This window comes from Allobosea sp. GW821-FHT12C12, from assembly GCF_058807355.1.
On record NZ_JBXAQP010000001.1, the window covers coordinates 445227 to 456954 of the forward strand.

Consider the following 11728-nt stretch of genomic DNA (forward strand, 5'->3'; position numbering starts at 1 on the left):
CCGCCGAATGGCGCAGCCGCCGGGGCGATGCCGGACGCGCCGGAGCGTCCTCATCTCAAGGCCGGATGGCCGACCAGCCTCGGGCGCATGAAAAGCGGCTCGCGCATCTCCAGAATATATCAGCATGGCGCTACTTGGCCGCAGCGATGCAATCAGGCCATTTCGGCTGGCTTTGCTCCAATAATTAAGATATATCAGCACGATATCGCGGCGACACTCGAATTCTGGCAGGCGCGATGAAACTGGCGGGCAAGATCGCGATCGTCACCGGGGCTGGCTCCGGCATCGGGCACCAGGCGGCGAAGCTGTTCGCCGCCGAGGGCGCGACGGTCGTCGTCGCCGACCGCCATGCGGCGGCTGCGGACGCGGTCGCGGCCGAAATTGGGGCGGCTGGCGGCAAGGCGACGGCCCGAACGGTCGACGTGTCGCGCGAAGCCGAGGTCGCGGCCATGGTCGAGGCGACCGTCTCCGCCCACGGCCGGCTCGACATCCTGGTCAACAATGCCGGCTACGGCTTCGCCGGCACGGTCGTCACGACATCCGAGGCCGACTGGGACGCGCTGATGGCGGTCAACGTCAAGGGCGTCTTCTTCGGCTGCAAGCACGCGATTCCGGTGATGCAGCGTCAGGGCGGCGGCGCCATCGTCAACACGGCTTCCGCCGCCGCCAATATCGGGATCCATGACCGCGCGGCCTATGTCGCCTCCAAGGGCGCGGTCGCGGCGCTGACGCGGGCGATGGCGATCGACCATGTCGAGGCCGGCGTCCGCATCAACGCGGTCGCGCCGGGCACGATCGAATCGCCCTATTTTGCCGAGATCCTGAAGGCGCCGGGCGCGGCCGAGTTGCGGCGCGGTCTGGAGGAGCGCCAGGCGATGGGCCGCATGGGCCGACCGGTCGAGATCGCGCAGGCGATGCTGTGGCTCGCCAGCGACGACGCCTCCTTCTGCACCGGCACGGTGATGGTGGTCGATGGCGGTTGGACCGCTCAGGGCGACCGCAAGGCCAAAAGCAAGAGCTGACGAAAGGGACCGAGCGGCATGTATGGGCTCGGAGGGCAAAAGGCGATCGTCACCGGCGCGGCGCACGGCATCGGCAAGGCGATCGCGGCGCGGCTGCTGGCGGAAGGCTGCGCCGTCGGCATCCTCGACCTCGACCCGGCGGCCGAGGCGACGGCCGCGAGCCTGCGCAAGGATGGCGGCACGGTCGCGACGGCGGGCGCCGACGTGTCCTCGGCCGCGCAGGTCGCGGTCGCCGTGGCGACATTGCGCGCCGCGCTCGGCCCGATCGACATCCTGGTCAACAATGCCGGCATCCTGAAGGTCGGCAAGCTGCTGGAGACCAGCGAGGCCGACTGGAAGGCGCATTTCGCGGTAAATGTCGACGGCATGTTCCACATGATCCGCGCTGTGGCGCCCGAGATGGTCGAGCGGCGCACGGGCGCGATCGTCAACATCGCCTCCTGGATGGGCAAGTCGGGCGTCGCCTCCTACGGCGCTTATTGCGCCTCGAAATTCGCCATCATCGGCGCGACCCAGTCGCTGGCGGCCGAGCTGGGCGAGCATGGCGTGCGGGTCAACGCGGTCGGTCCCGGCCTCATCGTCGACACCAGGATGCGCGACGAATCCGAGATCAAGCGCAAGGCCGAAGGCCTGCCCGACGCCTATGAGCGGGCGCAGGCCATCCCGCTGCGGCGGCTTGGCTTTCCCGACGACATCGCCAAGGCCGTCGCCTTCCTGGCCTCGGAGCAGGCGAGCTACATCACTGGCGAGACCATCAACATCACCGGCGGCCTCTGGAACGACTGATCCGCGTTGCGGACAGGACGGCAGCCTGAGCAAGGGGAAAGACCATGTCATTGCTCGATCACAACACCCAGCCGATGGAAAAATGGCGCGACGGCGTGATGACGCAGATGCGCGTCTCGGCGACCGTGCGGTCCCATCAGCTCTGCATCTTCGACCAGTTCTGCGAGCCGGGCCTCGGCGCGCCGATGCATCTGCACGCGGTCGAGGAGGTGCTGGAGGTGTTCTCGGGCACGGCCGAGATCACGCTCGGCCGGGAGACCATGACCGTCACCGCCAACCAGGCGGTGCTGATCCCGGCGGGCGCGCGGCATGGCTTCAGGAACGTCGGCACGGACATGCTGCATGTCCGCGCGACGCTGGCGGCCGCGATCTTCGAGGCCTCCTATGACGACCGGAACGAGCTGTCGCGGCGCTACGTGCCCGAGGCCCCCTGATCGCCCGGTCAATCGGCCGGTTTCGACAGCCTCGCGCCGATGAGCGCCAGCAGATCCTTCACCGTGACGCAACTCTCGAGTTCGTCGTCGCCGAGCATGTCGCGGTCGAACTGGCGCTCGATCGCGTTGCCGATCAGGATCAGATCGTCGTTCGACACGCCGATGTCGCCGAGCACCGCGTCGGGCTCGAGTTTGCTGCGATCGACGAGGCCTTCCTCGGCGATGATCTCCAGAAGCCGGTCCACAACGCCGGCCTCGTCCGCGCTCATTTGCGACATCTGGCCTCCTTCCACGGCAACGGGCCGCCCGCTTATCGGTTCCCATGACGAGACGGGCGACCGCGCGATCAATGGCGATGGTGGTCGCGACGACCATGGCGCGCGCATGGGAGGCGGCCCGTGGTCAGCCCACAGGGCAGGTTGCGACCACAACCGCGCATGAACAGGAACGTCGGCTCGCGTTCATGCGACGGCGGCAAGCGAACGGCCGAGGCCGCCAATGCAAAAAGCGCCGGGGAACCCGACGCTTGCGTGATTCTCGAACGATGAGATGTCCTGGAGCGGGAGAAGGGATTCGAACCCTCGACCCCAACCTTGGCAAGGTTGTGCTCTACCCCTGAGCTACTCCCGCATCAGGACATGACGCAGCCGTCACCGGCGGCGAGGCCGGCTTATTGCCCCAAAGCCGCAGGCAGCGCAAGCGCCTTGTTGAACCCGCCCTGTTGAAATTGTCGCGCGGCTTGCTCACACAGACGCACCAAGCCGTTCACGCCACGATCGACCAGCCCATGACTGCACTGACGACCATGACCGCACCGCTGACGCCCGACGAACTCTGCGCCCATCTGACCGCGCAGGGTCTGCCCTTCCATCGCATCGACCACGACGCCGTCTTCACGGTCGCGGAATCGGCGAGCCATCGCGAGGGACGGCCCGGCCTGCATACGAAGAACCTGTTTCTGAAGGACAAGAAGGGCCGGCTCTTTTTGGTTTCGGCGCGCGAGGACGCGCGCATCGACCTGAAGCGCCTGCACGAGACGCTCGGCGCGAGCGGGCGGCTCTCCTTCGGCTCGGCCGAGGCGCTGATGCAGCGGCTCGGCGTGACGCCGGGCTCGGTCACCGCCTTCGCCGTGATCAACGACCGCGACCGCGCCGTCACCATGGTGCTCGACGCCAAGCTGATGACCGGCGAGGATATGAACTTCCATCCGCTGATCAACACGGCGACGCTGCGGATCGCGCGCGACGACATGCTGGCCTTTCTGCGCGGGACCGGCCATGAGCCTGTGGTCATCGATCTGCCCGTGCCGCAAGATGGCATGCGGCAAGATGGACAGAACGGCTGAGCCTCCCCATCTATGCGGCAGCTGCCTTGGCGGCGCGCCCGCCGATTTTCAGACGCTAGCGATTGCGACGAAGGACGACCCATGCTGGGCAACGACGCTGTGGCCGACCAACCCGGCCTGATCAAGGACACGACGACGCAAGGCTTCCGGCAGGACGTCGTCACCGAATCGATGACGCAGCCCGTGCTCGTCGATTTCTGGGCGCCGTGGTGCGGCCCGTGCAAGCAATTGACCCCGATCATTGAGAAGGTCGTCAAGGGCGCCAAGGGCAAGGTCAAGCTCGTCAAGATGAACATCGACGAGCACCCGCAGATCCCGGGCCAGCTCGGCATCCAGTCGATCCCGGCCGTGATCGCCTTCAGGCAGGGCCAGCCGATCGACGGCTTCATGGGCGCGCTGCCCGAAAGCCAGGTCAAGGCCTTCGTCGAGAAGCTGGTCGGCCCGGTCGGCCCCGGCCCGACCGAGGAGATGGTCGCGGCGGCCGAGGCCGCGGCGGAAGCGGGCGACGCCGCCGGCGCGAGCGAACTCTATGCCGGCGTGCTGGAGCTCGAGCCCGGGAACCTCGCCGCCATCGCCGGCCTCGCCCGGTTGCATCTCGACATGGGCGATCTCGACGGCGCCAAGGGTATTCTCGCCATGGCGCCGGAGGCCAAGGCCGCCGATCCGGCGATCGCGGCGATGCGCGCCGCGATCGAGCTCGCCGAGCAGGCCGCCGATCTCGGCGACACCGCCGAGCTCGAGGCCAGGGTCGCGGCCGACCCGAAGGACCATCAGGCGCGCTTCGATCTCGCCGTCGCGCTGAACGCGCGCGACAAGCGCGAGGAGGCGGTCGACCATCTGATCGCCATCATCAGGGCCGATCGCGCATGGAACGACGACGGCGCGCGCAAGCAGCTGCTGCAATTCTTCGAGGCGTGGGGGCCGATGGACGAACACAGCATGGCGGGCCGACGCAAGCTCTCGACCCTGCTGTTCTCCTGACCGACAAGGAACGACCAAAGTGGGCATGAACGCCGTCTACAACGGAGCCGAGGATTGCCCGCTGGTGATCCCCGTCTTCCCGCTGGCCGGCGCCCTGCTCCTGCCGCGCGGGCAGATGCCGCTCAACATCTTCGAGCCGCGCTATCTCGCCATGGTCGACGACGCGATCCGCGCGCACCGGGTCGTCGGCATCATCCAGCCGGAGCCCGAAAGCGGCCGCCAGCAGAGCGCGCCGGCCCTGCTGCATGTCGGCTGCATCGGCCGCATCACCCAGTTCGCCGAGACCGGCGACGACCGCTACATCATGACCCTGACCGGAATCAGCCGCTTTCGGCTCGTCGAGGAGCTCTCGGTCACGACGCCCTACCGGCAGGCCCGCGTCTCGTATGACGACTTCGCCGTCGACTTCACCGCGCGCGCCGGCGAGGACGAGGTCGACCGCGCCGGCCTGCTCAAGGCGCTGCGCTCCTTCGCCAAGGCGAACGAGCTCAAGATCGACTGGAAGGGCGTCAACGAGGCTCCCAACGAGGCGCTGGTCAATGCGCTGGCGATGATGTGCCCCTTCGGCCCGCGCGAGAAGCAGGCGCTGCTGGAGGCGCACGACCTGAAGAACCGGGCCGAGGTGCTGGTCGCGATCACCGAGATCGAGCTCGCGCGCGGCGGGGGCGACCCCGAGACGACGCTTCAGTGACGATATCTCCTTCCGACCTCGTTCTGCGGAGCGCGAAAGGCGCGTCTCGGAGGATGCTCCGGATGGCTCCGGAGCAGACTGCAGGATCCTTCGACACACAGGCTTCGCCTGCTGCTCGGGATGAGGGTTGAGGTGGTGGCCGAGCCATCGTCATTAACGTACCCGCCGCGCCGCGCCGTCACGGCCTGGCTGTTCTTCGACTGGGCGGCGCAGCCCTTCTTCACGCTGATCACCACCTTCGTCTTCGCCCCCTTCTTCGCATCGGTGCTGGCCGCCGATCCGGCGCAGGGCCAGGCCCTCTGGGGCTACGCCACCGGCTTCGCCGGCCTGTGCATCGCGCTGCTCTCGCCCGTGCTCGGCGGCATCGCCGACCGGACCGGGCCGCGCAAACCCTGGATCGCGACCTTCGGGGCGCTGCTCGTCGCGGGCTCGGGCGCGCTCTGGTTCGCCGTCCCGGGTTCGCCCTCGGCCGTGCCGATCGCGCTCGCCGGCTTCGTGATCGCGACGATCGGGGCGGAGTTCGCGACCACTTTCAACAACGCCATGATGACCCGGCTCGTGCCGCCGGAACGCCTCGGCTGGCTCTCGGGCACGGGCTGGGCGATCGGCTATCTCGGCGGGCTGATCTCGCTTGCGATCACGCTGGCCCTGCTCGCGGCCGATCCCGGCGCCGGCAGGACGCTCGCGGGGCTGACGCCGATCCTCGGGCTCGACGCCGCCGCCCGCGAGGGCGACCGCTTCTCCGGCCCGCTGACGGCGCTCTGGTTCGTGATCTTCGTCACGCCGATGTTCGTGCTGACGCCGGATGCGCCTCCTACCGGCATGAAGCTGGCGGAGGCCGCCGGCGGCGGCTGGAGCCGGCTCGGGGCGACGCTCTCCGAGCTGCCGCGGCTGGGCTCGCTCGGCCGCTTCCTGCTCGCCAACATGATCTACCAGGACGCGCTGGTCGCGCTCTTCGCCTTTGGCGGCATCTACGGCGCAGGCGTCTTCGGCTGGCAGACGATCGAGCTCGGCATCTTCGGCATCCTGCTGACCGTCACCGGCACGCTCGGCGCCTGGCTCGGCGGCAGGCTCGACGACCGAATCGGCGGCAAGCCGGTGGTGCTCGGCGCGATCGCCTGCCTGCTGCTGGCCTGCCTCGGCATCCTCTCGCTCGGGCGCGAGACGGTGTTCTTCGTCATGGCGGCCGCGCCGGCGACGCCGGGCGACGGGCTTTTCGCCTCGCTGGCGGAGCGGGTCTATCTCGCGCTCGGCCTTCTGATCGGCCTCGTCGCGGGCCCGCTTCAGGCCTCCTCGCGCAGCTTGATGGCGCGGCTCGCGCCGGAGGGGCGGGCGGGCGAGTTCTTCGGCCTGTTCGCGCTCTCGGGGAAGGTCACGTCGTTCATGGGTCCGACGCTGGTGGCGCTGGCGACGACGCTGTTCGCCAGCCAGCGCGCGGGACTGGCGGTGCTGGTGGCGTTCTTCCTCGTCGGCGGGGCGCTGCTCGCGGGGGTGAGGGTCGAGCGGCCGAAGTAGCCCTCGGTCCTTCCGGGGCGGCCCAGCAGGGCCGAACCCGGAGCCCACGACGGCGTGCTGCATCGACCGCGCTTCGCAAAAGCGTCCGCCCGGTCGCGGGTTCCGGGTCCTTCGCTCCGCGAAGCCGCGGAATGACAGTCCTCAGCGCACCAGAATGTTCCGGAACTGCCAGGGATCGCTCGTGTCGATGTCCTCGGGGAAGAAGCCCGGACGGCCGTCGAGCGGGGTCCAGTCGGTGTAGTGTCCCGTCACCGGCCCGAGATAGGGCAGTTGCACTTCGAGGCAGCGGCGGAAATCCATCTCGTCGGCCTCGACGATGCCGGCGTTCGGGTTCTCCAGCGCCCAGACCATGCCGGCGAGCACGGCCGAGGTCACCTGCATGCCGGTCGCGTTCTGATAGGGCGCGATCCGGCGCGTTTCCTCGACCGAGAGCTGCGAGCCGTACCAGTAGGCGCCGCGCGCATGGCCGTAGAGCAGCACGCCGAGTTCGTCGATGCCGTCGACGATTTCGTTCTCCTCGAGGATGTGGTGTTCCTCCTGAACGCGACCGGCCTGGCCGAACATCTCGTGCAGCGAGAGCACGGCGTCGTTGGCCGGGTGATAGGCGTAATGGCATGTCGGCCGGTAGACCGGCTTGTCCGAGCCGTCGCGCACGGTGAAATAGTCGGCGATCGAGATCGACTCGTTATGGGTGACGAGGAACCCGTATTGCGGCCCCGGCGTCGGGCACCACGACCTGACGCGCGTGTTCGCGCCGGGCTGGAGCAGGTAGATCGCCGCCTGGCAGCCGGCCTCGTGGGTGCGGCCGTTCTCCGGCATCCAGGTTTCGTGCGTGCCCCAGCCGAGTTCCGCCGGCTGCATGCCCTCGGAGACGAAGCCCTCGACCGACCAGGTGTTGACGAAGACGCCGGGCGGCTTGGGCTGGCGCGCGCGCTGCGTGTCGCGCTCGGCGATGTGGATGCCCTTGACGCCGACCGCCTGCGCCAGCGCGCCCCATTCGGCGCGGGTCTTCGGCTCGGCCATCTGCAATCCAAGATCGGCGGCGATGTTGAGCAGGCCCTGCTTGACGAACCACGAGACCATGCCGGGGTTCGCCCCACAGCAGGAGACGGCCGTGGTCGTCCCGGCCGGGCGCGCGTGCTTGGCCGCGATCGTCGCCTCGCGCAGCGCGTAGTTCGAGCGCGCCTCAGGGCCCTTGCTGGCGTCGAAATAGAACCCGACCCAGGGCTCGTTGACGGTGTCGATATAGAGCGCGCCGAGATCGGAGCAGAACTGCATGATGTCGAGCGAGGAGGTATCGACCGAGAGGTTGACGCAAAACCCCTGGCCGCCGCCTGCGGTCAGCAGGGGCTCGAGCATCTCCTGATAGTTTTCCTTCGTCACCGCCTGCTGGATGAAGCGGATGCCGCGCTCGTCGAGCAGGGCCCGGTCGGCATCGTCGGGATCGATCACCACGAGGCGCGCGCGGTCGTAGTCGAAATGCCGCTCGATCAGCGGCAGCGTGCCACGGCCGATCGAACCGAAGCCGATCATCACGATGGGGCCGGTGATCGTTGCGTAGACGGGCCAGGTGGTCATGAGCGAGGCGTCCTTCAGCGGGCGTCAGAAACGGGAGATGCGCGGCTCCTATGGCTGGAACGGCGACGCGTCAATGATCGCGGCCGTGTGTGGCATCCGCTTGACGGGAGGGAATCGCCGCAGGAACTGGCTCCCGGACGAAGCCGCCGCGTGTCCGCGGACCGGCCTGCCGCTCGCCGCGGTCGCGATGGGAGACATGGATGGTGTCGGCGCCGCTCATGCAAGGGCCGGCAGGTGATGACCGACCCCTCCTTCACCTCGCTGCAGCTCTCGTGATCGGGATGAACGCGAGGCGTAAGGGCTGGCGAGAGGCCGCGCGCCAACGACATCGCGGCCGCGACCTGTCGGCAGCGCTGGACCTGACGGTTAGAGCGAGGGCACGGTCTCTTCTCAGGCCTTGGGCGGCAGGCCGCCTCGGTCGAAGACCGGCATGCGCTCGATCGGGCCTTCCGGCGATGCGCCGGTGGGAATGTCCTCGGCCGCATGCCGCACGGCCTCTTCCTGCTCGGTCAGGCCGTCTGGCGTATCGTTGGCGTCGCTGCCGGCGTCATGGACATTGGTCCGATCGCCGACGCGGGAGCCGGTCTCGACAGGATCGGCGTCGATTCCCGACACCGCCGGGCCCGCCGGCCTCCGTTCGGCTTCCGGCAGGGCCTGGTTTTCGCGGGGCTTGGTCATGGCAGGCAACCTCCTGTGATGGAGGAAGCCGTCAGGGCCGGCATTGTTCCCGGCGATCCGGGAGGACGCCGCGCGAGAACGCACGGGCGCCCGATTCCGACGGATGGGCCGGCTACGGCACCGGAGCGCGATCGCGCCGACCGCGCTCCGTCGGCCTCGCCACGGGCGCCATGCGGGCGAAGACCGGGTTCGGCTTGTGGTCGAGCGCGGCGCCCGTGCTCGCATCGACCGCCATGCCGACCACTCCCCCGACCAGCACGTTCCCGGCGAAACCGGAGGCGCCGCCGCCGCTGACATCGGTCGTCACCGCGATCTGCTGCGGTGCGTAGCCTTCGAGCGTGAACGTGGCGATGAACTCCTGCTTCCGGTTGATCGGCAATGTGCAGGGCGTCTCCGGACAGCTCAGCCCGGTCGATGTCTGCATCCGGGCCCCGGCCGGCTCGGAATTGAAGGTCACGTCGTTTGTGGTGCCCCTGGTCACCGTGCCACACGCGCCGACCAGCAGCGCGGCGACGCACGAAATCACAATCTTCATCTTTGTCAGCCCCTTGAAACCCCCATACGCATCTGCACAAGCAAGACAGGCATGTCCAGCGGTCGAAACCGCCAGGCTGTTGAAAGGTCTGGGAAAGATGGAGCGATGGCGTCCCGGAAGGGACTGCAACAAGCGCATGATCGCAACGACTTGCCTTTTCGGTTCGCCAGACCTGTTCCCCCGATGTTCCAAGGCGCCGGCGAACCAGAACGAAAAAGCCGCCGCCAGCGGTTGCTGACGACGGCCCTTGCGACTGGCGAAAACCAGAACTACTGCGCCCGCCGCTGCTCCAGCGCCCGCATCCGCTCCCGCATCTCGGCGAAATCCTTGCCTCCGAGCAGATCCGCGACCTCGCGCACGCCATAGACGGCGAAGTTCTCGGCGAAGACGCGGGCGATCTGCGGCTTCAGCGTCTGGTCCCGCCGCGCCCTGGCCGACTGCCGGGCCGGATCAGTTCAGAATAACATCTGCCCATGATCCACCTCCGCAAACGGTGAATCACAAAGCCGAACTCAAGGGGATCCCAACGATTCCAATTTCAAGTCCGGCGCTCTAGCCGATCGAGTTGTGCCTGGGACCATGTCGACCAGTCCGGATCGTTCGTGAAGACGTCGAGCAGGACATTGGTGTCGACGAGCGTCATTCGTCGCCGCGCAACATGGCCATGATCTCGTCTGTCGTGGGCCGCGATGGGAGGATGCCCCTCACGGAATCAAATCGACTTTTGGGCCTCTCGCCGACGAGCTTCTCGACGACGACCTGAACACCTAGTCTTGTCGATGCGGAAATCAACCGCGTTTCCAGGCTCGATCCCGAGCAAGTCAATGATCGCTTTCGGGATCGTCACCTGTCCTTTGCTCGTCACCGTGGTCGCCATCGCAGCCTGTGTATTAACCTCTGCCGCTCAAGGTAATACCAGCCTCGCTCAGCGGCAAGTGTTCCTCAGCCCGTCGCCCTCTCCGGCGTCAGCGCATAGACCGCAGCCGAGACCACCAGCAGTCCCGCGAAGACCCAATGCAGGTTGGCGAATGTCGCCGCCGCCCCCAGGCCCGCTTCGCGCTGGGCCGCGATGAACCAGCCCGAACCCGACTGCACCAGCGCCGCGCCCGAGATGAACAGGAAGTTCACCGCCGTCATGCCGCGCCCGATCAGATGGGCCGGGAAGAAGATGCGCGCATGCGCCATCAGCACGGCATAGGTGAAGCCGATCGCCCCGATGGCGGAAAACAGCACGACCGCGGCGAACCACGACGCCCCGCCCGCCAAAGCCAGCAGCGCGAACAATGCGGCGGCCGCGACCGTGCCCCACAGGGCCAGCGGCTTGACCCGGCCGATCCGCTTTTCCAGCGCGCCGTAGAAGAACGCGCCGCCGACCATGGCGAGCGCCATCGCGGTGGCGGCATGGCCGGCCGTCACGGCGTCGAAACCGTGGACGTCGCGCATGAAGGGCGCGATCCACAGGCCCCGCGCTGTCGCCACGATGGCGTAGCCGCTCAGCGTGAGCAGCGCGAGATAGCGCAGGGCCCTGATCTTCAGGATGCTGGCGAGCCCCTCGATCAGTCCCTCGGCCCTGCCCGATGCCTGCTCGGCGCGCGGCGGGTCCCTGATCAGCAAGGCCGCCAGCAGCGCCGCGACGCCGAAGGCGCCGGCCATCGCCAGCATGGAGGGCCGCCAGCCGAAGCGCTCGGCCGCGACCGCCAGCGGCCCGGCGCCCACCAGATTGCCGAGCGAGCCGATGCCGATGAAGACCGAGGTCAGATAGGCGAAGCGCGCGGTTTCGGTCGTGCGCGCGAACAGGAACAGCGCCGACATGAAGATCGGCGCGCAGCCGATGCCGATCAGCGCCATGGCGAACATGCCGGTGAGCGCGTTTCCGGCCGAGGCGAACAGGAAGGCCCCGGCCGTGCCGAGCGCCATCGTCGCCGCCACCGTCCGGCGCGGGCCGAGCCGGTCGAGCGCCCAGCCGACCGGGAACTGCGCGCAGGCGAAGGCGACGAACCAGGCCGCACCGAGAAAGCCGAACTCGCGCGGGCCGATCGAAAGATCGGCCATCACCGGCTGGGCGATCACGCTCAGGAAGGAGCGGTAGAAGATCGACAGGAAATAGGCCGGCAGCAGCGCCAGGAAGACGATCACGTCACGCCCGCCTGCCGACCGGCCGGA

Annotated in this window: 13 protein-coding genes and 1 tRNA gene; 7 read left to right on the forward strand and 7 right to left on the reverse strand. The window is 68.2% G+C overall.

The window, feature by feature from the left end; translation table 11 throughout:
- Window positions 1–236 precede the first annotated feature (236 nt).
- Genes AC1RRW_RS02290 through AC1RRW_RS02300 form a run of 3 tightly spaced genes read left to right on the forward strand, consistent with a single transcriptional unit; the run spans window position 237 to window position 2242 of the window.
- Window positions 237–1022, forward strand: a complete 786-nt coding sequence (locus AC1RRW_RS02290) for an SDR family oxidoreductase (RefSeq protein WP_492898783.1) — start codon at window positions 237–239, stop codon at window positions 1020–1022.
- A gap of 18 nt (window positions 1023–1040) precedes the next feature.
- Entirely contained in the window at window positions 1041–1808 is a 768-nt protein-coding gene (locus AC1RRW_RS02295) for an SDR family NAD(P)-dependent oxidoreductase (RefSeq protein ID WP_492898785.1), read from the forward strand.
- Between the two features lie 44 nt (window positions 1809–1852).
- On the forward strand, window positions 1853–2242 hold the full coding sequence (locus AC1RRW_RS02300) for a cupin domain-containing protein (protein WP_492898787.1): 390 nt from the start codon (window positions 1853–1855) through the stop codon (window positions 2240–2242).
- 8 nt (window positions 2243–2250) lie between these two features.
- Here AC1RRW_RS02300 and AC1RRW_RS02305 read toward each other — a convergent pair whose 3' ends face one another.
- Together AC1RRW_RS02305 and AC1RRW_RS02310 are read right to left on the reverse strand one after the other, a co-directional pair.
- The gene (locus tag AC1RRW_RS02305) at window positions 2251–2520 is read right to left on the reverse strand and encodes a hypothetical protein (RefSeq protein WP_492898789.1); all 270 of its coding nucleotides are present in this window, start codon (window positions 2518–2520) and stop codon (window positions 2251–2253) included.
- A gap of 277 nt (window positions 2521–2797) precedes the next feature.
- Window positions 2798–2872, reverse strand: a tRNA-Gly gene (locus AC1RRW_RS02310).
- 157 nt (window positions 2873–3029) lie between these two features.
- Here AC1RRW_RS02310 and AC1RRW_RS02315 point away from each other — a divergent pair.
- From AC1RRW_RS02315 to AC1RRW_RS02330, 4 genes are all read left to right on the forward strand, one after another.
- Window positions 3030–3587, forward strand: a complete 558-nt coding sequence (locus AC1RRW_RS02315) for a prolyl-tRNA synthetase associated domain-containing protein (protein WP_492898791.1) — start codon at window positions 3030–3032, stop codon at window positions 3585–3587.
- Between the two features lie 81 nt (window positions 3588–3668).
- Window positions 3669–4568 carry a thioredoxin gene (gene trxA / locus AC1RRW_RS02320; protein ID WP_492898793.1) on the forward strand — a complete coding sequence of 300 codons (900 nt, stop codon included), beginning with the start codon at window positions 3669–3671 and terminating at the stop codon, window positions 4566–4568.
- 19 nt (window positions 4569–4587) lie between these two features.
- Window positions 4588–5259, forward strand: a complete 672-nt coding sequence (locus tag AC1RRW_RS02325) for an LON peptidase substrate-binding domain-containing protein (protein WP_492898795.1) — start codon at window positions 4588–4590, stop codon at window positions 5257–5259.
- Between the two features lie 120 nt (window positions 5260–5379).
- Window positions 5380–6774 carry an MFS transporter gene (locus AC1RRW_RS02330; protein ID WP_492898797.1) on the forward strand — a complete coding sequence of 465 codons (1395 nt, stop codon included), beginning with the start codon at window positions 5380–5382 and terminating at the stop codon, window positions 6772–6774.
- Between the two features lie 141 nt (window positions 6775–6915).
- Here AC1RRW_RS02330 and AC1RRW_RS02335 read toward each other — a convergent pair whose 3' ends face one another.
- The 5 genes from AC1RRW_RS02335 to AC1RRW_RS02355 all read right to left on the reverse strand — a co-directional run bounded on the left by AC1RRW_RS02335 (window position 6916) and on the right by AC1RRW_RS02355 (window position 11701).
- Complete coding sequence (locus AC1RRW_RS02335) at window positions 6916–8352, reverse strand: homospermidine synthase (protein WP_492898799.1); 1437 nt, start codon at window positions 8350–8352, stop codon at window positions 6916–6918.
- 390 nt (window positions 8353–8742) lie between these two features.
- Window positions 8743–9030, reverse strand: coding sequence for a hypothetical protein (locus tag AC1RRW_RS02340; protein WP_492898801.1), 288 nt, complete (start codon window positions 9028–9030; stop codon window positions 8743–8745).
- Between the two features lie 112 nt (window positions 9031–9142).
- On the reverse strand, window positions 9143–9565 hold the full coding sequence (locus tag AC1RRW_RS02345) for a translation initiation factor 2 (protein ID WP_492898803.1): 423 nt from the start codon (window positions 9563–9565) through the stop codon (window positions 9143–9145).
- A 712-nt stretch (window positions 9566–10277) separates the two neighbouring features.
- Window positions 10278–10442, reverse strand: coding sequence for an AbrB/MazE/SpoVT family DNA-binding domain-containing protein (locus AC1RRW_RS02350; protein WP_492898805.1), 165 nt, complete (start codon window positions 10440–10442; stop codon window positions 10278–10280).
- Window positions 10443–10507: 65 nt separating this feature from the next.
- Window positions 10508–11701, reverse strand: coding sequence for an MFS transporter (locus AC1RRW_RS02355; RefSeq protein WP_492898807.1), 1194 nt, complete (start codon window positions 11699–11701; stop codon window positions 10508–10510).
- Window positions 11702–11728: the final 27 nt, after the last annotated feature.